This window comes from Chryseobacterium sp. OSA05B, assembly GCF_019970065.1.
In the GTDB taxonomy this organism is placed as follows: Bacteria; Bacteroidota; Bacteroidia; order Flavobacteriales; family Weeksellaceae; genus Chryseobacterium.
This window is the reverse complement of sequence record NZ_JAHXYH010000001.1, coordinates 97978-119634: the sequence shown is the minus strand read 5'-3', so window position 1 is coordinate 119634 and position 21657 is coordinate 97978. Positions and strand designations below refer to the sequence as shown.

Annotated in this window: 20 protein-coding genes and 1 tRNA gene; 16 read left to right on the top strand and 5 right to left on the bottom strand. The window is 38.8% G+C overall.

Going from position 1 to position 21657, the window contains the following annotated elements; translation table 11 throughout:
• Nucleotides 1-112: 112 nt before the first annotated feature.
• Nucleotides 113-186: transfer RNA gene (locus tag LC419_RS00605), tRNA-Arg, on the bottom strand.
• 59 nt (nucleotides 187-245) lie between these two features.
• On the opposite strand from LC419_RS00605, the gene LC419_RS00600 reads away from it, so the two are divergent.
• Genes LC419_RS00600 through LC419_RS00590 form a run of 3 tightly spaced genes read left to right on the top strand, consistent with a single transcriptional unit; the run spans nucleotide 246 to nucleotide 4025 of the window.
• Complete coding sequence (locus tag LC419_RS00600) at nucleotides 246-1292, top strand: ABC transporter substrate-binding protein (RefSeq protein WP_223605511.1); 1047 nt, start codon at nucleotides 246-248, stop codon at nucleotides 1290-1292.
• A 44-nt stretch (nucleotides 1293-1336) separates the two neighbouring features.
• Complete coding sequence (gene mtgA, locus LC419_RS00595; protein ID WP_034724940.1) at nucleotides 1337-1981, top strand: monofunctional biosynthetic peptidoglycan transglycosylase; 645 nt, start codon at nucleotides 1337-1339, stop codon at nucleotides 1979-1981.
• Nucleotides 1982-1994: 13 nt separating this feature from the next.
• A complete protein-coding gene (locus tag LC419_RS00590) occupies nucleotides 1995-4025 on the top strand; it encodes a site-specific recombinase (protein WP_223605510.1) in 2031 nt (676 codons plus the stop codon).
• A 58-nt stretch (nucleotides 4026-4083) separates the two neighbouring features.
• On the opposite strand, the gene LC419_RS00585 is transcribed toward LC419_RS00590, so the two are convergent.
• The 4 genes from LC419_RS00585 to LC419_RS00570 all read right to left on the bottom strand — a co-directional run bounded on the left by LC419_RS00585 (nucleotide 4084) and on the right by LC419_RS00570 (nucleotide 6518).
• Entirely contained in the window at nucleotides 4084-4245 is a 162-nt protein-coding gene (locus LC419_RS00585) for a hypothetical protein (protein ID WP_223605509.1), read from the bottom strand.
• Nucleotides 4246-4319: 74 nt separating this feature from the next.
• Nucleotides 4320-4616 carry a hypothetical protein gene (locus LC419_RS00580; RefSeq protein ID WP_223605508.1) on the bottom strand — a complete coding sequence of 99 codons (297 nt, stop codon included), beginning with the start codon at nucleotides 4614-4616 and terminating at the stop codon, nucleotides 4320-4322.
• A 39-nt stretch (nucleotides 4617-4655) separates the two neighbouring features.
• The gene (locus LC419_RS00575) at nucleotides 4656-5759 is read right to left on the bottom strand and encodes a DNA replication/repair protein RecF (RefSeq protein WP_223605507.1); all 1104 of its coding nucleotides are present in this window, start codon (nucleotides 5757-5759) and stop codon (nucleotides 4656-4658) included.
• 3 nt (nucleotides 5760-5762) lie between these two features.
• Entirely contained in the window at nucleotides 5763-6518 is a 756-nt protein-coding gene (locus LC419_RS00570; RefSeq protein ID WP_223605506.1) for a hypothetical protein, read from the bottom strand.
• Nucleotides 6519-6536: 18 nt separating this feature from the next.
• Between LC419_RS00570 and LC419_RS00565 the strand changes: the two genes are divergently transcribed.
• From LC419_RS00565 to LC419_RS00505, 13 genes are all read left to right on the top strand, one after another.
• On the top strand, nucleotides 6537-12413 hold the full coding sequence (locus LC419_RS00565; protein ID WP_223605505.1) for an alpha-2-macroglobulin: 5877 nt from the start codon (nucleotides 6537-6539) through the stop codon (nucleotides 12411-12413).
• Nucleotides 12414-12458: 45 nt separating this feature from the next.
• Complete coding sequence (gene eco / locus LC419_RS00560) at nucleotides 12459-12947, top strand: serine protease inhibitor ecotin (protein ID WP_223605504.1); 489 nt, start codon at nucleotides 12459-12461, stop codon at nucleotides 12945-12947.
• A gap of 677 nt (nucleotides 12948-13624) precedes the next feature.
• A complete protein-coding gene (locus tag LC419_RS00555; protein WP_223605503.1) occupies nucleotides 13625-15034 on the top strand; it encodes a TolC family protein in 1410 nt (469 codons plus the stop codon).
• Nucleotides 15035-15052: 18 nt separating this feature from the next.
• Nucleotides 15053-16009 (top strand): HlyD family secretion protein, encoded by a 957-nt coding sequence (locus LC419_RS00550; protein WP_223605502.1) that lies wholly within the window; start codon nucleotides 15053-15055, stop codon nucleotides 16007-16009.
• Nucleotides 16010-16011: 2 nt separating this feature from the next.
• Nucleotides 16012-17193, top strand: coding sequence for an ABC transporter permease (locus LC419_RS00545; protein ID WP_223605501.1), 1182 nt, complete (start codon nucleotides 16012-16014; stop codon nucleotides 17191-17193).
• A 260-nt stretch (nucleotides 17194-17453) separates the two neighbouring features.
• The gene (locus tag LC419_RS00540; RefSeq protein WP_090022522.1) at nucleotides 17454-17909 is read left to right on the top strand and encodes a DUF1569 domain-containing protein; all 456 of its coding nucleotides are present in this window, start codon (nucleotides 17454-17456) and stop codon (nucleotides 17907-17909) included.
• Nucleotides 17910-17918: 9 nt separating this feature from the next.
• Nucleotides 17919-18389, top strand: a complete 471-nt coding sequence (locus tag LC419_RS00535; protein WP_223605500.1) for a hypothetical protein — start codon at nucleotides 17919-17921, stop codon at nucleotides 18387-18389.
• A 2-nt stretch (nucleotides 18390-18391) separates the two neighbouring features.
• The gene (locus LC419_RS00530; protein ID WP_223605499.1) at nucleotides 18392-18787 is read left to right on the top strand and encodes a hypothetical protein; all 396 of its coding nucleotides are present in this window, start codon (nucleotides 18392-18394) and stop codon (nucleotides 18785-18787) included.
• Between the two features lie 92 nt (nucleotides 18788-18879).
• The gene (locus tag LC419_RS00525) at nucleotides 18880-19251 is read left to right on the top strand and encodes a VOC family protein (protein WP_223605498.1); all 372 of its coding nucleotides are present in this window, start codon (nucleotides 18880-18882) and stop codon (nucleotides 19249-19251) included.
• A gap of 9 nt (nucleotides 19252-19260) precedes the next feature.
• Complete coding sequence (locus LC419_RS00520; RefSeq protein ID WP_223605497.1) at nucleotides 19261-19803, top strand: SRPBCC family protein; 543 nt, start codon at nucleotides 19261-19263, stop codon at nucleotides 19801-19803.
• A gap of 38 nt (nucleotides 19804-19841) precedes the next feature.
• Nucleotides 19842-20291 carry a VOC family protein gene (locus LC419_RS00515; protein ID WP_223605496.1) on the top strand — a complete coding sequence of 150 codons (450 nt, stop codon included), beginning with the start codon at nucleotides 19842-19844 and terminating at the stop codon, nucleotides 20289-20291.
• A 186-nt stretch (nucleotides 20292-20477) separates the two neighbouring features.
• Complete coding sequence (locus tag LC419_RS00510; protein ID WP_223605495.1) at nucleotides 20478-20876, top strand: DUF1398 domain-containing protein; 399 nt, start codon at nucleotides 20478-20480, stop codon at nucleotides 20874-20876.
• 103 nt (nucleotides 20877-20979) lie between these two features.
• Entirely contained in the window at nucleotides 20980-21657 is a 678-nt protein-coding gene (locus LC419_RS00505; protein ID WP_223605494.1) for a DUF2490 domain-containing protein, read from the top strand.

Sequence of the window (21657 nt, the reverse complement as noted above, 5' to 3'; positions counted from 1 at the left end):
GGATTTCACATCAAAAAATTCAAACCATAAAATATCAGGCTGTAAAAGTTTGATATAGAGATTTTTATGCATAAAAAAAGAGAGACAACTATCAAATAGTTGTCTCATTAAGTGACCTCGACAGGATTCAAACCTGTAACCTTCTGAGCCGTAATCAGATGCGCTATTCAGTTGCGCCACGAGGCCGTCGTTACCTTGTTGTTTAAGGGTTTGCAAATATAGCACTTTTTTCTTTTCTTTGAAAGATGAAACAGAGAATTTTACTTTTATTTACAGTTATAGCGCTAATCTCCTGTAAAAGAGAACAAAAAATTTCGTCCTCAGACTGGACCCAAATCTCAAACCGCACCCAATTTAATGAGCATGACGGTCTTTTGGAGTTGAAGTCGGGGAATTTTACCTATAATTTTAAGCAAAATCAGACTCCATTTAAGAAAATCATCCTTTTAAATGCCAGCATGGCCGGGTATATTTCCGAATTGGGAGCCGAAGATCTGATCATAGGTGTTTCAAGTCCGGAATACATTTATTCGGAGAAAATTCAGAATCTTTTGAAGCAGGGGAAAATCCAGAATGTAGGAAGCGAGCAGAAGTATGATGTAGAAAAGATCATTTCCATGAAGCCGGATGCTATTTTCACCAACTATATTGCAAGCTTTGATAACGCGTATCAATTGCTGAAAAATAATGGAATTCAGGTTGTTTTTCTGGATGAGTACATGGAGCAGCTTCCGTTGCAGAAAACGGCTTACATTAAACTTTTCGGAGAATTTTTCGGAAAAGAGAAAGAAGCTGAAGCAAAATATAAAGAAATTGAAAAGAATTACAGCGACCTGAAGCAGCTGGCCTTAAAAGCAAAAGACAAACCTGTAGTGCTTGTCAATGAAATGTACGGCGACGTTTGGTATCTGCCGGGTGGAAAAACATCGGTAGCAAATTATATCAGTGACGCCAATGCTTCTTACATAATGAAAGATAACAAAGAAGAAAAGTCTCTGACGATGAGCTTTGAAGAAGTCTATGCCAAGTCACCCGGCGTACAGTATTGGGTGAATGCAGGAAGTCATACCTCTAAAAAAGAAATGCTGGGTACCAATCCTTTCTACGGAAAACTGGAAGTATTCAATAAAGGAAAGATCTACACCATTGCCGGGAAAGAAAAAAATAAAGCCAACGACTTCTTCGAAAGCGGAGCAGTGAGAGCAGACCTGATCCTGAAAGATTACATCAAGATTTTCCATCCTGAACTTCTTCCGGAATATCAGCTTACCTACATGAAAGAGCTTCAATAACTCAAAGAATTGTTTATTTTTGCAGTTCCTTTTTACAAAAAATTATGTGGAAAAAAATTAAACAGCTTATTTTCATCGTTCTTGTTCTGAATGTGGTGTTCATTATCTGGGGCAGGTTTTTCAATCCGCCTATTACCATCACACAGATCGGAGGTATTTTCGAATTCGGAAAGCTGCACAGGGATTATATTTCCTATGACGAAATGGGAAACAACGTTAAAAAAGCAGTGATAGCTTCTGAGGACCAGAAATTCTTTGTCCATAACGGTTTTGATTATACGGCGATTGAGAAGGCGATGAAGAATAACGAGAAAGGAAAAAAGATCCGTGGTGGAAGTACCATTTCGCAACAGACGGCTAAAAATGTCTTTCTATGGCAGGGCAGAAGCTGGTTCAGAAAAGGACTGGAAGCCATGTATACCTTCATTATTGAGAAAGTCTGGAGCAAGGATATTATTCTGGAAAGATACCTGAATTCCATAGAAATGGGGCAGGGTGTATTCGGTGTGGAGGCTGCGGCTCAGTATTATTTCGGTAAATCATCCAAAGATCTGAGCGCTTCAGATGCTGCCTGGATTGCGGCTGTATTGCCTAATCCTAAGAAATATGACCCTAAAAATCCATCACCGTATTTAAGAAAGAAACATAATTGGATCATGAGACAGATGAGGAATGTGAGTTTGAAATAGTATCTTTGTCCTAATGAAATTTTTTAATTCCAGCACAAGTTTTGAATCAGTTCTTAAAAAATATTTCTCTTTTAAGAATGAAACCCTTTCTTTAGAGCCTTTTGCCGAGTTTTTAGACAGCATTAAAAGGGCAGATTTCACGGATGTTCTCAATTTCCTTAAAAATAATCCGGATTTTGCTGGAAATTTTAAACATTACCTCCATAATGTTTTTAAAGGAAGACCATTCAACCTTTCCCTGACCGAAGCCAACATTCTTTCAGAAAATGCCTTCTTTCCGGAGCTTAAAAAGAGGATCCTGAATAAAATACTGCCACCCGTAGAAAATGAAAAAACGGTGTGGTACATGATTGATAACGTCAGTCTCAGACCCAAAAAAGATCTGCAATATCTGCATAATCTTCCTGAAAATGAAATTGACGAGTTTTTAGACCTTCTCGACGCTTCCAATTTTATTACCCAACCCAATGTCAAAAAAGAACTGATCTTCTCAATGAGCATTCTTTCCTGGCGTGTGACGGGGATGGCGATGGAAGTAGAAGTCGTAAGAATGGCTCCTCAGTACAGAAACCTGGACAACCCGTTCCTGGCCCTTCAGAACGAACTTGAAGCACTTACCGAAGACCTTAAAAATGATCCCGAACTTCAGCTGCATTCCAAAGACAGTCGCTACAAACAGATCAAGATCTATACGGAACACTGCCATGAATTCGTGAATATTGCTTTTAAAAATTCTGCGAAATACGGAATTTCCGGAAAAATCAACCAGTCACTGCTTAAGATCCGTCAGCAGACCGAAAGGATCTATGAAATTGTACAGCTTCTGGTGATTGATAATGAAGAGGATGTTACCATAAAGTCAAAACAGCTGATTTTTAATATCTTAAACTATAAATCCCATAAAAATAATATTGCAGACCTGATCAACGACAGTACCCGTCTGATCTCGCACCTTATTACCAACCACACAGCAGAAACCGGTACGCATTATATCACATCTACCCGAAAAGAGTATATGACGATGTTCTACAAAGCCAGCGGCGGCGGAATTATTGTAGGCGCACTCTGCGTTCTGAAAATGCTCTACGGATATATTCCCGGAAGTGATTTTTCACATGCATTTTTATACTCGATGAACTATGCCATGGGCTTCATCATGATTTATCTGATGGGCTTTACACTGGCCACAAAACAGCCGGCAATGACCGCCGCTACGATGACCAAAGTCCTTTCAGAAGAAGGAAACAGCAAACGGAATAATACCGAATTTGCCCATCTTGTCTCCAAACTTTTCAGGAGTCAGTTCATTGCATTTGTAGGAAACGTACTTCTTTCCTTCCCGATAGCTTTAGCGATCATCTATGGTCTGGATATCTTTTTCTCTCAGAATTTAGCGGTAGAAAGATCAGATAAGCTATTAAAAGACCTCGATCCGTTTAAGTCAAAAGCGATATTGCACGCCAGTATTGCAGGGTTCTATCTTTTTATTTCCGGGATTATTTCTGGAAATATCGGAAACAACTCAGTATTCTATCAGATTCCTGAGAGGATCGCGAAAAATCTTTCTATCAGAAGCTTTTTGGGCAAAAAAACCGCAAAAAGATTATCTAAATATTATGCTAAAAACTGGCCGGGTATTGTATCCAATTTCTGGTTTGGGGTATTTCTGGGTGCAACCGCTCCGATTGGTCTGTTCTTCGGACTTGACCTTGATATCAGACACATCACTTTTGCCGCCGGAAACTTTGCATTAGGACTTTATGGAAAGGATTTTTCTGTAGATTCCTACACGTTCTGGATATCTTTCGTTACAGTTTTCCTTATTGGATTCTTCAACTTCCTGGTAAGTTTTAGTTTGTCCATGTTTCTGGCCTTCAGATCAAGGAAAATGAACTTCGGACAGGTGAGCGAAATTTACAGGGAGATTTTCAAATATTTTGTAAAAAATCCGTTCAAGTTTTTCTTCCCATTAAGTTCAGGACTGGATAAAAAAGCAGATGATCTGATGAGCAGCACCCTTACCAATAAACAGGAAGAACATTGATTTAATTCATATTATTTATATACTGAAAATGCTCCTGAAAAGGAGCATCTTTAATTTCTTACAGACAAACTGGAAACAATGGACATTTTGTAGGAAGTTGTGTCCACCATGCACATTCATTTTCGTTGGCACAGCTTACAGCACAACAAAGTTGGCCCGCAGCTCCCTGGATTGTTTTTAGTCTTTCTCTTGTTAGTTTTTTTGATGACAGATTTCTCATGTTTAGGTGATTTAATATTGTTCTCAAATATAATATTAAATTCAATATCATGGATTAATTTAATGAAAATAAACCTATAAAATTCGGACGTCATTGAATTTATCCTCTCCAAACTTGTCCTGAAACTTTTTAAGATAAAAACTTTTACGCATCTGAAAATCGTGTTTAAGCAAAGGAGAATCAATCTTGATCATAATGCATTTGTCTTCAATATTCACGCTTTTGATCTCTTTGAAAAGACTTTCATCCAGATAATCCTCAAGAAAATCTTTAATTTCAAAAGCAATCAGCTTATGTTCAAAACCATAAATCCTTGCAAAAGATTTTACAAGTTCTGAGGATTGAAATTCACGTTTTTTATTTCTTTTCATAGAGCGGGTTTCGGGTTTTCGTGTTACGGTGGTTGCTCATCATATCTCAAAAATGATACTCTCTTCATTAATCTTTTTCACCACGCTTTCAGTACGCTCCCTATGGGTATCTGTAATGAATATCTGCCCAAAACTTTCCTGATTCACTAGCTCAATAAGTTGCGAAACCCTTGTGTCATCTAGCTTATCGAAAATATCATCCAGAAGAAGAATAGGTGTTTTTTTGGTCAGTTCTTTTACAAGACTCATCTGAGCCAACTTTAACGAAATCAGGAAAGATTTCTGCTGTCCCTGTGAGCCTATTTTTTTGATCAGCACATGATCCATTTCAAAAAGGAGATCATCTTTATGGATTCCTTTTGAAGTGTATGTCAGCATCCGGTCTCTTTCAAGGCTTTCCGTTAAAAGTGTTCTAAAGGCTTTGTGAGGCTGAGCGGAGTCGAAACCTTCACTCAAATCAGATTGATACTGAACTAAAACCGTTTCTTTACCTCCAGAAATAATCTTGTAGAAATTCTGCACGATAGGATCAAGTCTCTCCACAAAATTTCTTCTTTTGACGAAAATACTGGTGCCGAATTTACTGATCGGATCATCATAGATCTCCAGTGAATCTTTATCCCACGTCCTGTTTTTAGCGAAATATTTTAACAGCGCATTTCTTTGCTGTACCGTTTTTTGATATTGAATCAGATCAAAAAGATATTCAGAATCCGTCTGGGAAATCATAGAATCAAGAAATCTTCTGCGGCTTTCCCCGGAATCTGAAATTAAATTCGAATCATAAGGAGAAATCATCACGCTTGGCAGATATCCGATGTGATCTGCAAGGCGGTCATAGCTCTTATCGTTCTTTTTAATGATCTTTTTGGCTTCTTTGGGCTGGGATATTTTGATGATATCTTCACTGTCTTCATTCTGAATTTCAGCGTCTATGGTGAAAAAATCTTCCTCCCTTTTGATATTGTTAGAATCCGTGTTTCCTAAAAAACTTTTCCCTACGGATAAATAATGCAGGGCATCCAGAATATTCGTCTTTCCGGCACCGTTGTTTCCCACAAAACAGTTGATTTGCGGAGAGAATTCGAATTTCTTCTCCGAATGGTTTTTGAAGTTGTAAAGGGAAAGCTTTTTGATAATCATTCGTCAAAAATACTCCATTATTAGTAAAAATAAAAAAGGAAGTGCAGAACAGGTTTCGATCCAGAAGGAGAAATAAGTGTCATCTCTTTTGTTTTCAGAGAAATAGATGAGGATAAAGGTAATCATTCCTGTAAGAAAAAAAGCGATACCGTAAATCAGCTTAAGATTAAAAATAGCAAGAAGCATACTGACAAAGACCAGTCCGTAAGCAATGTATTTGGTATTCTGAACCCCTATCAGTTTAGGAAAAGTCTCTACCGTATCACTTTTCATGTCCCGGATATCAAAAGGAAGGACCAAAGCGGTTATAAAAAAGAAACTGATCAGAAAAATAGACAGACTGAATTCAGGAAGGGTAAGCCAGCAGTTGACCAGCGCCCATACCAGTCCCACATAAAAAACTTTAAGCAACGGAATCTTCCGGATGTATACATCAAGGAAAAAACTGTTGTAAAGAAGACCCAGAACTACAATGACAAACCATTTCAAAAGTCGTACTTCATTATGGTTATGAATGATCAGAAAAGCACAGATAACGCCGGCTGCGGCATTCAGAGCCAGTATTTTTAAAAAGTGTCTGGTATACTGATATTTAGTGTAAAGATAACCGCTGAAATAAGTAATGAAAATTAAGAGAATCGTAGGGAAACGGAATGTGTTTTGCTCTTTCATGAAAAATACTGCGAAAAGAGTTCCCATAATGGAGACATAAATCTGGCTGTCAATGACAGTTTTTTTCAGTATTTTTAAGAAATTCATTTATCAAAAATAACATATATGAAAAGATTTTCCAAGATTTTTATTCTTTTGCTTTTAATGCTGAGCTTTTCCACCGTTTCGGCGCAAAAATACTACGACGACCAGTGGAAGAAAGTGACTGAAAACAGTGCGAAAGGTGCCTATAAATCTAATCTTCCCATCATTTTAGACATACAAAACCACGCAATGAAAGAAAATAATGCCATCCAGCTCATCCGTTCCCTGAAAGCGGAATTCAGTGTTGTAAATCTTACCGTAGACGACGATAAGAATGATGCAGCCTCAAAGTTCTTTGTCAAACTTAAAGAGGCCGACAGCAAATTGAAAGGCGAAGAGAAACTGGTGTATACGGTTCTTCTGAACGGATTTTTTATGGATTATTACAATCAGAATTCATGGGAAATAGAGAGCAGAACCAATATCAATTCACAGGACCTGGCTCAGATTGAAACCTGGAGTAAGCTTGATTTTAAAAACTATCTGAAAAAAAGCTATCAGGAACTCGATCAGCAGAAGGCGGAGATGAAAAAAATACCTCTGGCGAAATACAAGGAAATTTTTACAGAAATCAAGGATGTGGCTTTTTTCCCAACCTTGTTTGAATGGTATTCTATGAGGAAGATCAGTTTTCTTTCTGAAAACAGTCTTTTCACAAAAAATGAATTATCGGAGAACAGAACACATATCAATGCAACATTTGATGAATTGATTGCACAGAACAGCGGAAATCCTAAGCTGTATTTCACAAAGGAAAAGCTGACGGAAAATTGCAATTACAATCAGTGTAAAGATAAACTGGAACAACTCCAAACTCTTTTGAAATCCGATACGGAAGGAGATTACAAAGTGATCATCATGGAAGATATCATGAATGAGTTGATCGCTAAAAAAAAGGAGAAAGAAGCTTTGGCTATTGCTGATCAGGCGAAGAAACAATATCCGAAATCTCCATTCATTGAAAATATAAAAAACAAGGAAAATCAGATCACCAATCCGTTTCTTACCATTAAATATGAACAGCAGACCCAGAATAATCTGCCGATCCATTTCGTAGCGGAACATAAGAACGTGACGGATTTTTCACTGAACATTTATGAAGTAAAAGAAGATTTTACGACATTGATGCAGTATGTACAGAATTCTTACAACAATACCTTTAGTAAGGTTAAAAAAAATCTGGTAAGAAAAGAAACGTTCCAGCTTGGCGATTCCAAAGATTTTCAGATCCACAAAACTTCACTGGAGATCAAGCCTCTTCCTTCAGGGGTTTACGTTGTGGAATATGCTGTGGCCGGATCTGATGCAAAAGACAGCAATTCCAGACAGAATTTTTACTTCCTGGTTTCAGGAAACAGAATAATTTACCAGACCAAAACAGACACAAACCAGCTTTCCAATACGCTGAAACTGGTCAACAGTGAAAACGGAAAACCGGCAGCGAATGAAGGTCTTGCTTTCTATGAATTTGTGGCCAATAAAACTTTAAATAAAATTGATGGAAAAACGGATGCGAACGGTGTTTTTAAATTCCCTTCCAAGGCCAGCAATGAATATTACAGGACTTTCCTGATCCGCCAGCCGAAAACCAATGATTTCCAGATCATGCAGGTGTATGGAAACAGTGGAAATGCAGAAAACTACAATCCCAATAAACAAACGCGCAGCTTAGCTCAGATCTTTACGGACAGAGCAATCTACAGACCGGGACAAACCGTTTATTTCAAAGTGATCAATACAAAGATCGATAAGGAAGTAGAAGCTGTAACTTCAGGGTTAAAACAGAAAATCGCCCTTCTCGATGCCAACAGCCAGGAAGTGTCTTCACAGAATTTTACAACGAATGAGTTCGGATCTTACCACGGAAGTTTTATCCTTCCAAAAGGCCAGCTGAACGGTATTTTCTACCTAAGAACAGATATAGGGAGTCAGGGGTATAAAGACATCAGAGTTGAGGAGTACAAGAGACCGAAATTTGAAGTGACTTTTGATCCTGTAAAAGACGAGTACAAATACGGACAGACGATTGAACTGAAAGGAAAAGCAATCATGTTCTCCGGAGTGGCCTTGAGCAATACAACAGTAAATTACGAAATCAAAAAGCATAACATCAGATGGAGATATTTCTGGTGGTATCCTCGTGGTAATGACAATGAAAATTCAATCCTTGGCGAGGCTAAAACCAATGAGAAAGGAGAGTTTGTCATCCGTCTTGATCTTAAAAAAGATGAAAAGCTGGAGGGAATTCAGATCGATAACTATGAGATCAATGCTTCGGTAACGGATATCAACGGAGAAACACAATCTGCCAATACACAGCTGAAAGTAGCTTCGGTTTCTCATTATATTAAAGCGGATGGAATCAAAAACACATTCAGTGACGAAAATGTAAAACTGAAAGTAGAAACCCTGAATTACAACGAGCAGGATCTTAAAAAATCATACAACGTAAAATTATCAAAACTGAATACTCCGAAAAGGATTTTCAGAGATAATTTCGCACAGGAAGTTCAGAATCAGCCTAAATATTCCAGAGAAGAATTCATCAGCAAATTCCCGCACGATCTTTTTGATAAAGACGATGAAGCTAAAAACTGGAAAACAGAAAAATTAATTTCTGAAAAACTTCAGCAACCGTCTGCAGAAATGGATTTAGGAAAGCTGGCAGCCGGTGATTATCAGCTTGAGCTTTATAATATGGAAGGAAAAGACACCATAAAATCTTCACAGAATTTCAGTATCTGGGATAAAGGATCTTTACAACCTTCACAGAAAACATTCCTGACCGTTATTGAACCTAAGAATGAGTTTTCAAGAGGTGAGAAGGCTAAGGTCTATGTCTATTCAGCAGTGCCGGATGCGCTTGTGAATGTATTTATTCAGGACGGTTCAGGAAAAACAGTTTCGGAAGTCCATCAGATGAAGAAAGGCGTTCTGGAATACACCACAGATATTCCTAAAGATAAAAGTGTAGCAACATTGAATGTCCAGTTCCAGATTGCAGCATTCAACGATGTGCAGACCCAGTCTGTGACTTTAAAAATAAAAAACACAGAACAGCCTGTAAAAATTGAAACCGTTACTTTCAGAGATAAACTGGAACCGAATTCAAAAGAAAAATGGACGGTAAAAGTTTCAGGAAGCGATAAAGAAAAAGTAAATGCCGAAGTACTGGCCAATATGTATGATATGTCATTGGATCAGTTTGCTGCAAATACATTCAGCTGGCAGAATTTATATACGCCATATTCTATCGTAACTTCTTATGATATCAGACAGTATCTGCTTCAGCAATACTATCAGAAAAGATTGAAATATTACAATGGAAGATATGTAGATATTCCTAATTTCAACTGGTTTGATGGGGGAATATATGAGATGAGTAATGCAATTTACACCACCGATGCAATAGTAGAGGGTGTGAAGAGTCCGGCTTATGCTCCAGCTCCTCCTAATGCACCTATTGTAGCACAGGCTAAGATGGCAAGAACGAGGGAAGTGGCTTTAGGAGGCGCGGAAGCTCAGGCTGATGCAGCAGTATCTTTAAATGAAATGGCAGTTGAGAAAGAAGACCTCGAAAAAGTTCCAGTACGTCAAAACCTGAACGAAACCGCATTCTTCTATCCCGATCTGAAAACAGATGCGGAAGGAAATGTAAGTTTTGAATTCACTTCTCCGGAAGCATTGACAAAATGGAAACTGATGTTCCTCGCTCACACAAAAGATGCGAGAGCAGCAGTACTGGAAAAACAGGTGGTGACTCAGAAAGAATTCTCAGTGACTCCAAATTATCCGAGATTCTTAAGAGAAGGAGACGAACTGAATCTTCAGTCGAAACTGTCCAATCTTACCGATAAAAAATTAAGCGGTTCAGCAGAACTTCAGATTCTGGATGCCTTTACGAATGAAAATATTTCTTCTCAGTTCGGGATCAACGCTGGGACGCAGAATTTTAGCTTAAACGAAAACGGAAACAGCGCATTGACCTGGAAACTGAAAGTTCCGAATAATGTGTCTTCCATTGTATTGAAAGTTGTAGCCAAAGCAGGGGCTTACTCAGACGGGGAACAGCAGGCGATCGCTGTACTTCCGAACAGAATGCTCGTAACAGATGCCGTACCGGTATTTGTGAAAGAAGGCGAAACCAAAACATTTGTTTTGGACAACCTTAAAAATTCAAGTTCTGCGACGATCACTAATGTTTCAAATACATTGGAACTGACCACCAATCCGATCTGGGAAATTATGTTTGCCTTACCAAGTCTGAAAAATGATCAGAATAATTCTGCAGATGTGATCTTCAACAAATGGTTCGCCGACGTATTGGCTTCTGAAGTATTCAAGGCCAATCCGAAAATGAAGACCGTTTTTGAAGAATACCAGAGTAAAGGATTGCTGAATTCAAATCTTGAAAAAAATCAGGAGCTGAAGCAGCTTCTACTGGAAGAAACTCCATGGGTGCTGGAAAGTAAAAATGAAGGCGAGCAGATGCAGAAACTGGCGCTGTTGTTTGATGCCAACACGATGAGAAATTCCATCAATCAGGATTGGAGTGATCTTAAAAAACTGCAGAATCCGGATGGAGGCTTCTCTTGGTATCCCGGATATCCGAGTTCTTACGGAACATCGTTGTACATTCTTAAAAACTTAGGTAAGATCAATACCTGGTTAAAAGAAAGTGCAAAAGATTATCAGACTACAGATCAGAAGGAATTGGTAGCACAATTAGTTCAGTACGTAGACAACGAGATTGATAAATACTGGGATGCGAAAAAAGATAATGTCTGGAACAACTGGACCATGGATTATCTTGATACCCGAAACTATTGGGAAAAACAGTATCCGTTAAAAGGAAAAGGAGCATCATTGAAATCACTGGTAAAACAGAAAGCAAAAACAGCGAAGATCACAGATTTCACGTTCTTCGGACTTCATCGTGCTGCTTTACTGATGAATGATTATGGATTAAAAGACGTTTCAGATAAATTAATGAACTACCTGAAAGAAACTTCTACCGATACAAAAACTCAGGGCGTTTACTGGAAACAGAACCTTAACGACTGGGGCTGGTTCGGATCTAAAGTAGTGAATCAGGCAGGTGCTTTGGAAGCATTCAATAAGTTGAAATCTAACGATCAGAAATTTATTGAAGACATGAAGATCTGGCTGATCACACAGAAAGAGGTGAATTCATGGGGAAGTTCAAGAGGAACCTCAGAAGTGATCTTTACGATCTTAAACTCAGGGAAATCATGGACCGGTGCTGAAAGTGATAAAGCAACCATCGTTTGGGGCGGAAAAGAATTGGCTCCGCAAACAAAGGCGACTGGTTATGTGAAATCAACCGTGAAAACGGATGTGGTAGACAAAAACTTAGGAACCGTCACCGTTACCAAACCAGGTCCTGGAATTGTACAGGGAGGCTTGTTCTGGCAGTATTATGAAGATTTGGATAAAATAAAATCTTCTGAAAACTATATATCGATCACCAAAGAACTTTATAAAAAAGTAAAAACGGTAAACGGCGAAGAACTTCAGAAAATTTCAGCGGATACGCCTTTAAAAGTAGGGGATAAAGTAACCGTAAGAATGATCCTGAATACAGACAGAGCGATGGAATTCATTCACATTAAAGATATGCGTGCGGCAGGATTTGAACCTACAGATGTACTGTCCGGTTATCAGTGGAAAAACAGTTTAGGCTATTACCAGTCTACAAAAGATGCTTCCACGAATTTCTACATCCAGTACATGCCGAAAGGGAAATATGTCTTCGAATATGATCTTGTTTCCAATGCAGCCGGTAAGTTTTCCAACGGGATCACCACGATGCAGAATTACTATGCACCGCAGATGAATGCCCATACAAAAGGAACTAACGTTCAGATTTTGGAATGATTTTTGGCTATAGGGAAGAAGTAAAAATTTTAAAACAAAAATAAGATGAGATTTTCAAAAACTTTAATGACGGGACTGATTATGTTTGCAGGTGTAAATGCTTTCGCACAAAAGAAAGCAGAAAAGTTTGAGAAGCTGGAAATTGAAATGTTCCCGAAAGCGAAAGAAGGATTTAAGCAGGTGTATATTCAGTTGCCTGTTGCAAAAAATGAAAACGATCTGAAAGTAGAGTTTTTTGTAGGAGCTGAGAAAATGCTGGACTGCAACAATTACTTTTTAATGGGGAATGTAAAGACTCAGGATCTTCAGGGATGGGGCTACAACTATTATGAAGTAGAATCAAACGGTGAAGCAGCAGGAACGTTAATGGGTTGCCGCGATCAGAAGAAAACCAAGAAGTTTGTGACCATTAAGCCGGAGATCGTAAGGTACAACAGCAAGCTTCCTTTGGTATTCTATGTACCGAAAGACCTTGAAGTTCGTTACAGAGTTTTACGTCCTGATGCGAAAATGAAATCCGCAGTACAGAGATAAACCCATATCTTTACATATAAACTCCTCACATTTTGTGGGGAGTTTTTTGTTGGCCCTAAATCGGACTTTTTGAGTAAACGTTATATTTTCTCTCGCATATGGTTTTGATGAGGCTGATTTAATCTTTATCATGCCTTGAATTATTAAACACAAAAGCCACAAAAGTTTTCTAACACTTTAGTTTATCTGTGAAATCCGTGGTTAATGTTTTTCCTGCAGATTACACGGATTTCTCAGATAAATCTTGAAGTACTGCAGATAGCACAATTATAAAATTTCAATATTTTGAACGATAAATTCCATACACTTTTTGATCTGTGTGATCCGGGTCATCAGTGGGAACTAAATAACATCAATCAGGAACAAACATCTTTACCTTGTATTACTCTGATAAGTGAAACGCCTTTGTTTATCTTAAAGAAGAAGTACCTCAAAATCGCTTTGTTTACCCTTGCGATAAAATATACTAAATAAGAAACTACGACGGAAAAAAGAAACAACTAATTTTTTCCAATTAAAACATCGTTCAAATTAAAGTTAAACGGATGCTCTATAATCATCACAAATAGAAGATTAAAACTAAACACTTTTTAAACTTATTTTAAATTCACCGTATTGACGAATTATCTTCGGGGATTTAACAAATTTTTGCATTATATTTGTTATAAACATAAGCCATGAAAAACAATTTATTGATTTTTACGTTTAGTTTTTTGGCTTTCCCTGCTTTCTGCCGGGCACAGTCTGCGCCGGATTTTAAAGAACTTTTAGACAGTGCTATGGTCCGTGATTCTGATCTCAAAATGCAGATTACCCAGAACAAACTCACAGACCTTGACGGACACAAACTGAAAGACATCTTTCTTCCCACATTGGAAGTGAGCGGACAGGTCGGATATCTAAATGCAACCGCAAGACTTACATCGCCGGAAATTAACCTGGCGCCCTTTATCAATATTCCCGAAGGAAGTTTTAATAATAACCTCAATGTTTCCGGATTCTCAGGGATTGCAAAAGCAGACGCGAAAATGCTTCTCTATTCAGGCGGAAAGGTGAAATACCTGAAAAAAGCCATTGAAGAAAAGAAAATCTCCGAAGATATTCTCCTTGAAAAAACAAAAGATGATGTAGTCGCCGCTATTTCGAAAGCGTATGATCAGCTTGCTCTTATTCATCAGTCTAAAAAAGTGCTGGATGAAAGTAAAAAAAGACTCGAAATCAATAGAAAAACGGCGGATAAAGCTTTAGGTTATGGCCTGATCACTCCATATGATCATAAAAAAATAGAACTGGCACAGGCAACCCTGGACGCCAAAATGGTAGAGTATGAAGGAAAAAAAGAACTTCTTCTTACCCAGCTTTATATCCTGAGCGGAATCAGTAAAGAACGCCTCAGAATGATCGATCCCGTACTTGCTCCCCTGGAATTGCTTTCCGCACAGAAAAGAATTGAAGAAAGAGCGGAAGTCCGTGCTCTGGAGCATGGCATAACAGCGGCAGACTATAAAATAAAAGCAGAAAGAACCTGGATGATTCCTAAAGTACAGCTGATGGCATCTGCCTATTATATCGGGCTTTACGGAAGCCGTATCAAAACCTCGGAAAATGTAATTCCTGCAGTTCCTGCCCTTGGATATGAAGGCGCAAAACTGGACTGGAGACCTACGAATGTTAATATCCTTCCCTTATTAACGGTTGGTGTCGGCTTTAAATGGGAAATCTTTGACGGCAAAGAAGGAAAACATGCAGAAGAAACGGCAAAAGTTGGAAAAGAGGTTCTTCAGAATAAAAAAGAAGATGCTTTAAAGAAATTAACGCTGAATCAGGCGAATAATCAAACCAATTACGATATAGCAACCGCTCAGATCACTTTAAAAGCCAAAGAAAAAGAACTCGCTAAAAACGCTTTGGTTCAGGCTGAGAAAGAATTCAGATACGGGATGAGCAAATCTTCACAGCTCATCGATGCGGAAAATGATCTTGAAGTCGTGGAGCTTGAATATCAGAATGCCCTTTTCAACCAGAGAAGAGCCGGAATAGAGCTGATGAGATCGACTCAGGAGCTTGATATCACCAAACTTTATTAATCCCTTACTATTAAAATGATGCATAAAAATATACTCACCCTCTTTGCTGCTCTTTTTCTATTGGGGAGCTGCAGTGAAAAAAAAGAAAACCTGAACGATTCCGCGGGAAAGACCAAAAAAGATGTTGTCTCTTTTGCGCCTAAAGTCACCGGAAGAATTCTGAAAATATACGTAACGGAAGGTCAGACCGTGAAAAAAGGAGATACCCTAGCATTACTGGATGTTCCGGAAGTCTCTGCAAAAATTGCTCAGGCACAAGGTGCGGTCAGTGCGGCAACAGCTCAGGAGCAGATGGCAAAAAACGGAGCAACGGCAGATCAGCTGAGACAGCTTCAGGCTAAATACAAAGGCTTGAAAGAACAGTATGAATTTGCCCAGAAATCATATAAAAGAGCCAATAATATGTTCCGCGACAGCTTAATGTCTCCACAGGCTCACGATGAGGTGTATGCCAAACTTCAGGGCGCAAAAGCCCAGTATGATGCTGTGGTAGCCGAACTGGATGATGTTCAGAGAGGAACCCGCGTGGAAAAAGTGGAAATGGCAGCAGGACAGGCTTCCCAGGCTAAAGGTGCTCTTCAGGAGGCCAATGTTGCCTATTCTGAGAGATATATTATCGCGACTAATGATATGGAAATAGAAACCATCAGCTTGAATGCAGGAGAATTGGCTACGGCTGGTTTTGCTTTATTCAATGGATACATTCCGGAAAGTACCTATTTCAGATTCACAGTTCCTGAAAGTTCCATTTCAAAATATAAAAAAGGACAGGAGGTAAATATGCAGGTGGTCTATAATAAAGAAACTTTGAAAGGGACAATTGTCTACATCAAACAGCTGACAAGATATGCGGACATTACCACTGCTTATCCCGACTATCAGCTGCAGGACGCGGTCTATGAGATCAAAGTGAAACCTGCAGACATGAGTAAGGCTAAAGGTATATTGGTGAATGCTAACGTTATCCTGAAATAATTATGAAAGAATTTTTCCGTCTTTTAAAACGAGAGTTCAGGCTTTTTATAGGCAATTCTACCCTTAGGACCGTGTTTTTTCTGGCCCCGGTATTCTATGCCACGCTCTTAGGTTTCGTGTACAAAAGTGGAAAAGTGGAACATACGCCGGTACTTGTTATCGACCGCGATAATACACCGTTGTCAAGTCAGCTGACAGATATGCTGGATGATAATAAAAGCATCAGCATCATTAAATATGCTCAGGAACCTTTTAGTATAAAAGATGAAGTGATCAGACATGAAGCAGCGGCTGTCGTGATTATTCCGTCAAGGTTTGAGGCTGATATGCTCCAGAAAAAATATCCCGAACTGAATGTTTATGTCAATACCGGAAACGTCCTTACTGCGAATTTTGCTTCCAAAGCACTTCAGTTGACGATAGGAACTTTTTCTGCCGGAGCTTCCATCAAAGCTTTACAAAAAGCAGGAATGCCTGCTACAAAAGCGGCTACCCAGTATGAACCTTTCAAAGCCAATTATATCACGCTTTTCAACACCACAGGAAACTATCTGATTTTTATGTGGCCGGCGATGCTGGCTGTCGTTCTTCAGCAGGTGATTCTTCTGGCCATGGCGGTAAGTTTTGCTGCCGAATTTGAAAGAGGATCTTTTGTAAAAGAATATCTGAAGATGAAAAGATGGGCGTTCCCGACCATGCTGATTAAGGTGATTCCGATCTGGATATTCTCCATTCTTATTGTTGGGGTCTATTACTTTATGCATATGATTTTTCGGGTTCCGATGCCGGAAGGAATACTCAATTTTATTCTTCTGACAGCAGTATTTGTGGGCTCCGCTTCGTTTTTAGGAGTATTCATCAGCATATTGATTCCGGATGCTTTAAAAGCCACTCAGATTCTGATGGTCATTGCATCTCCGGCGTTTATTATCAGTGGATTTACATGGCCGTTGAGCGCAATGCCTTCATTCGTACAGTTTATCGCCAATATTATTCCCCTGACTCCTTTCCTTCAGGCTTTTAAAATTTTACTGATCCAGAAAGGATCCGTCGAACTTACATTTCCCTTCTTAAAACATTTAAGCATCCTATTGGTCATCTACGCCATCCTGGGCTGGATTGCTTTAAAGATCAAACTGTGGTTTATTTTTAGAAATACTGGTTCTGAAGAGGTTGTGGAATAGTTATGAGTTATGAGTTATGAGTTATGAGTTATGAGTTTCGGGGTGCGGGGATTCGAGTTTAAGGTTTTGAGTGTGAAAACATGACAAACCCCAATAACTAACACTATGTCCACAAAACCTGCAACTCGCAACTGACAACTCGCATCCCTTATCCCGAAACCCGTACCCTGCAAACCCAAACACGTCACCGTTTTTTTCATTCCCCTATAAAAATCAAAAGAAAAAACTGATATATTTGCTTTCAGATAATTAGAAAGTATATGGAAAATGTATTTGACGCAAAAGATGCTCAAAACTATATTGATAGGATAAATAATCTGGTAGAGGATACCCACGGTTTATGGGGAAAAATGACAGTTGACCAGATGCTTGCTCACTGCAGTGTATCTTATGAAATGGTGTATGAGCCGGAAAAACATAAAAAACCGGGATCTATTGCCAAGTTTATTCTGAAAACCTTTGTAAAACCAAAAGTGGTGGGAGAAAAGGCGTATTCCAGAGATTCCCCTACGGCTCCCCAGTTTTTGATTACAGGAAGAAAAAACTTTGATGAAGAGAAGAAAAGACTGATCGGTTTTATTCAGAAAACACAGCAGCTTGGACCTGAAGCTTTTGATGGTAAAGAGTCATTCTCTTTTGGAAAATTAAATTCTACAGAGTGGAATAATATGTTTGCAAAACATCTGAACCACCACCTGTCTCAGTTTGGAGTATAAAACCAGTGTATGAAAAAACTTTTATGGATCCTCATTCTTGCCTGCAGTTTTGCATGGGGGCAAATGCCTGATATTTCAAATGTCTGGCTGAACAACAGTAAACCTTATATCGGAACCATTGGCAACAGCGGCCAACTACTGAAACTGAAGGTCAATATTTCCGAACAGAATAAGAAAAATGACCAGGAATATTTTATTTCCGGGTATTCTCTTGTGGATGACAACTACGCGAAATATGAAGGGAAAATAACCATCACGAAGTACCGAGATGCGAAAAGAAAAGGAGTTGTTTTCGGGGATTATGAACTGGCGGAAGAAGCGAAAGGAAAACATTCAGGTATTTTTAAAGGTAAATTTATTTATACTTTCAACTGGAATAAAAAAACCGAAAAAATAGAAGGACAGTACATAGAATTTATTGGAGATTGGAAAAGTTATGACGGAACACTGGACTTTAAAACCCGTTTAAAAAATCAATAACCATGTTAAGAAGAATATTGGCTGTCCCGGCCGGACTCATTGCAGGAATTATCAGCATTACCATCGTTGAGAAAATAGGTCATCAGGTGTATCCGCCTCCGGCAGCAGCGGGAAGTGGTGATATGACAGCGATGAAAGAATACGTAGCAACGGCTCCTTTTATGGCGTTGTTTTTCGTAATCATTGGTTATGCACTGGCTGCTTTCGTTTCAGGATTTACAGCTTCAAAAGTCGCCAAAAATGGAAAACATACCTCTGCAGCAGTCTGTGGAGTTATCTTTCTGTTCATAACGATTTATATGATGTTTTCCCTGCCTACGCCGGTCTGGTTTTGGGTATTGGGAATCGTTGTATGGGGATTGGTGTTTGTGGGCAGTCAATTAGCTTTAAAAAAATAAAAACTACATATGAAATCGTTATCACTGGGTAAATTAAATAGTCATGATTATACGCGATTCCATATGACCATTAAAAAAAATCAAAAATACATATGAAATTAGGAGCATTTTCAATCAGTCTAAGTGTCAAGGATCTTCAGAAGTCTAAAGATTTTTACGAAAAACTGGGGTTCTCTGTGATGGCCGGTAAAATGGAGCAGAATTATCTGATCATGAAAAACGGAAGTACACTGGTAGGCTTATTTCAGGCTATGTTCGACGGAAATATGCTGACATTCAATCCGGGATGGGACGAAAATGCCCAGAATCTGGAATCTTTTGATGATGTACGTGACATTCAGAAACATCTGAAAGAAAACGGCGTGGAGCTTGAAAAAGCAGCAGATGAAACCACTTCAGGACCTGAACATATTTTTCTGAAAGATCCGGACGGAAACATGATTTTAATAGACCAACACAGATAATCCCGATTCATGAAAATATTAAAGAAAATTATTCTCGTTCTGGCTTCTATCCTGATTTTATGGATGGTGGTGGCCGCTTTTATCTCAGGAGACTGTGTGTATGAGAAATCAATCACCATCAATGCTCCGGTTGAAAAAGTATGGCAGCAGACCAATACATTAAAAGCAATGGATAAGTGGAGCCCATGGAATGATCTGGATCCTGCCATGAAAAAAGACTGGACCGGAACCACCGGACAGCCTGGTGAAAAAGTATGCTGGGACAGTCAGAAAGATGCGGCCGGAAAAGGCTGTCAGGAAGTGAAAAAAATAGATGCAGCAGGTAAAAGAATTGATACGGAACTGCTGTTCTTAACGCCTTATAAAAGTGAAGCCAATGCCTATGTGAAAATTGTTCCGGAAGGTACCGGAAGCAAGGCGATATGGGGATTTACGTCAAAAATACCTTATCCGTTTACAGTAATGAAATTGTTGATGAATATGGAAGATGCTATCGGAAAAGATTACCAGAAAGGACTGTCCAGATTAAAAGAATTATCTGAGAAGCCTTAAAAGAAACTCATTAAAACTTAACTCATAAAAAAACAATCATGGCATCAGTAAACGTTTATTTAACATTTAATGGAAACTGCAGAGAAGCATTCGATTTCTACAAATCAGTTTTCGGAGGAGAATATCCTTACATCGGAACTTTCGGGGAAATGCCTCCAATGGAAGGCAAAGAAACTCCTGAAGGAGACAAAGACAAAATCATGCACGTTTCTCTTCCTATCTCAAAAGAGACGATCTTAATGGGAAGCGATACCGGTGGGGAATGGGCTTCCAGCTTCAAAGCGGGAAATAATTTCTCTATTTCTGTAAACGCAGAATCCAAAGAAGAAGCAGATAAATTATTCCAGGGTCTTTCTGCCGGCGGACAGGTAACCATGCCAATGGCTGACACGTTTTGGGGCGCTTATTTCGGAATGTTTACGGATAAATTCGAAATCAACTGGATGGTTAATTACGATGATCCTGCCAAAATGCAGCAGCATCCTTAAGATGTATATTTTGTATACGAAATATAGTTAAAACTAACCGACGGAAATATCTGTCGGTTTTTATTTTATGATACATTTGCATTCCAAAAATTTTTAAATTTGGGGAGAAGTGGCAGCAGGTGAGAGAGATTATGAATTAGGATGTGGGCATAGAACTTACTGCCTACAGCTTAAAGAAAAAAAGATATGAAATTTACCATTGAACAAATCAAAGCGGAACATCAGAAAGTAAAAAGCGGGGCAGATTTTCCTGAATATATCCAGGCCATAAAGAAGCTGGGCGTTTCAGATTATACAGTTTCAGTTGCAGACGGGAATACTCAGTATTTTGATACGGAAAACGAGACAGCACAGACCGGAAAGAAATACGATCACCTTACTGTTTCAAAAAATGTAAATCTGGACCAGTTTAAAACAAGATTAAAGCTTCACCAGCAGGGCGGAACAGATTATCTCACATTCTGCAACGACTGCGCAGACAACGGTGTGGAAGGCTGGAAAATGGATCTCAATGAAATGACCTGTACCTATTTTGATACAGAAGGCAACGAAATCCTGGTAGAACAAATTCCCGCAAGTTTATAACCGTCAGCCAATAGCTATTACCCAGCAGCTCACTTATTGCTTGCAATTATTGATTTAAATTATTAATTTTGTTCTGCACGATAGATAATAGTAATTGGTAATTATGAGAAAGGTCTTTACGAAGCTGGTGTTTACAGTATTGAGTCTGGGGTCAGTAGCAGCCTATGCGCAGAAAAATGATTTGGGAGCTTGGTATATGTATTTCGGAAACAATAAGATCAGCAAGAAGCTGAATCTCCACAACGAAATCCAGTACCGTAATTTTGATGCAGTAGGAGACCTTGAACAATTATTGATCCGTACGGGAATCGGGTATGACCTTACTGAAAATAATAATAATGTTTTGTTGGGCTATGGTTTTATTTTAAGCCAGCCTTACGTAAACGGTGAAAAAAAAGAGAATATAGAACACAGGATCTTCCAGCAGTTTATCACCAAACAGAAATTCGGACGCTTTAATCTGCAGCACAGATACCGTTTGGAAGAACGTTTTCTGCAGGATGATTTCAGGATGAGGTTCCGTTATATGATCGGGCTGAATATTCCAATTACCCAAAAGGAAATGCTTCCGAAATCGCTCTATGCTTCGGTGTATAACGAGATTTTCTTAAGTTTTGACAGTCCCGTTTTTGACAGGAACAGAGTCTATGGAGCTTTGGGATACGTTATCAATAAAAACATGAGGATAGAAGCAGGTTATATGAACCAGATTCAGGAAAACAGGAATCGTGGGCAGATCCAGATAGGGTTTTATAATAATATTCCTTTTAATAAAAATTAA

Excerpts from the sequence above, each read along its gene's own strand:
- LC419_RS00600 (WP_223605511.1), top strand. The coding sequence starts at position 246 with ATGAAACAGAGAATTTTACTTTTATTTACAGTTATAGCGCTAATCTCC.
- mtgA (WP_034724940.1), top strand. The coding sequence starts at position 1,337 with ATGTGGAAAAAAATTAAACAGCTTATTTTCATCGTTCTTGTTCTGAAT.
- LC419_RS00590 (WP_223605510.1), top strand. The coding sequence starts at position 1,995 with ATGAAATTTTTTAATTCCAGCACAAGTTTTGAATCAGTTCTTAAAAAA.
- LC419_RS00585 (WP_223605509.1), bottom strand. The coding sequence starts at position 4,245 with ATGAGAAATCTGTCATCAAAAAAACTAACAAGAGAAAGACTAAAAACA.
- LC419_RS00580 (WP_223605508.1), bottom strand. The coding sequence starts at position 4,616 with ATGAAAAGAAATAAAAAACGTGAATTTCAATCCTCAGAACTTGTAAAA.
- LC419_RS00575 (WP_223605507.1), bottom strand. The coding sequence starts at position 5,759 with ATGATTATCAAAAAGCTTTCCCTTTACAACTTCAAAAACCATTCGGAG.
- LC419_RS00570 (WP_223605506.1), bottom strand. The coding sequence starts at position 6,518 with ATGAATTTCTTAAAAATACTGAAAAAAACTGTCATTGACAGCCAGATT.
- LC419_RS00565 (WP_223605505.1), top strand. The coding sequence starts at position 6,537 with ATGAAAAGATTTTCCAAGATTTTTATTCTTTTGCTTTTAATGCTGAGC.
- eco (WP_223605504.1), top strand. The coding sequence starts at position 12,459 with ATGAGATTTTCAAAAACTTTAATGACGGGACTGATTATGTTTGCAGGT.
- LC419_RS00555 (WP_223605503.1), top strand. The coding sequence starts at position 13,625 with ATGAAAAACAATTTATTGATTTTTACGTTTAGTTTTTTGGCTTTCCCT.
- LC419_RS00550 (WP_223605502.1), top strand. The coding sequence starts at position 15,053 with ATGCATAAAAATATACTCACCCTCTTTGCTGCTCTTTTTCTATTGGGG.
- LC419_RS00545 (WP_223605501.1), top strand. The coding sequence starts at position 16,012 with ATGAAAGAATTTTTCCGTCTTTTAAAACGAGAGTTCAGGCTTTTTATA.
- LC419_RS00540 (WP_090022522.1), top strand. The coding sequence starts at position 17,454 with ATGGAAAATGTATTTGACGCAAAAGATGCTCAAAACTATATTGATAGG.
- LC419_RS00535 (WP_223605500.1), top strand. The coding sequence starts at position 17,919 with ATGAAAAAACTTTTATGGATCCTCATTCTTGCCTGCAGTTTTGCATGG.
- LC419_RS00530 (WP_223605499.1), top strand. The coding sequence starts at position 18,392 with ATGTTAAGAAGAATATTGGCTGTCCCGGCCGGACTCATTGCAGGAATT.
- LC419_RS00525 (WP_223605498.1), top strand. The coding sequence starts at position 18,880 with ATGAAATTAGGAGCATTTTCAATCAGTCTAAGTGTCAAGGATCTTCAG.
- LC419_RS00520 (WP_223605497.1), top strand. The coding sequence starts at position 19,261 with ATGAAAATATTAAAGAAAATTATTCTCGTTCTGGCTTCTATCCTGATT.
- LC419_RS00515 (WP_223605496.1), top strand. The coding sequence starts at position 19,842 with ATGGCATCAGTAAACGTTTATTTAACATTTAATGGAAACTGCAGAGAA.
- LC419_RS00510 (WP_223605495.1), top strand. The coding sequence starts at position 20,478 with ATGAAATTTACCATTGAACAAATCAAAGCGGAACATCAGAAAGTAAAA.
- LC419_RS00505 (WP_223605494.1), top strand. The coding sequence starts at position 20,980 with ATGAGAAAGGTCTTTACGAAGCTGGTGTTTACAGTATTGAGTCTGGGG.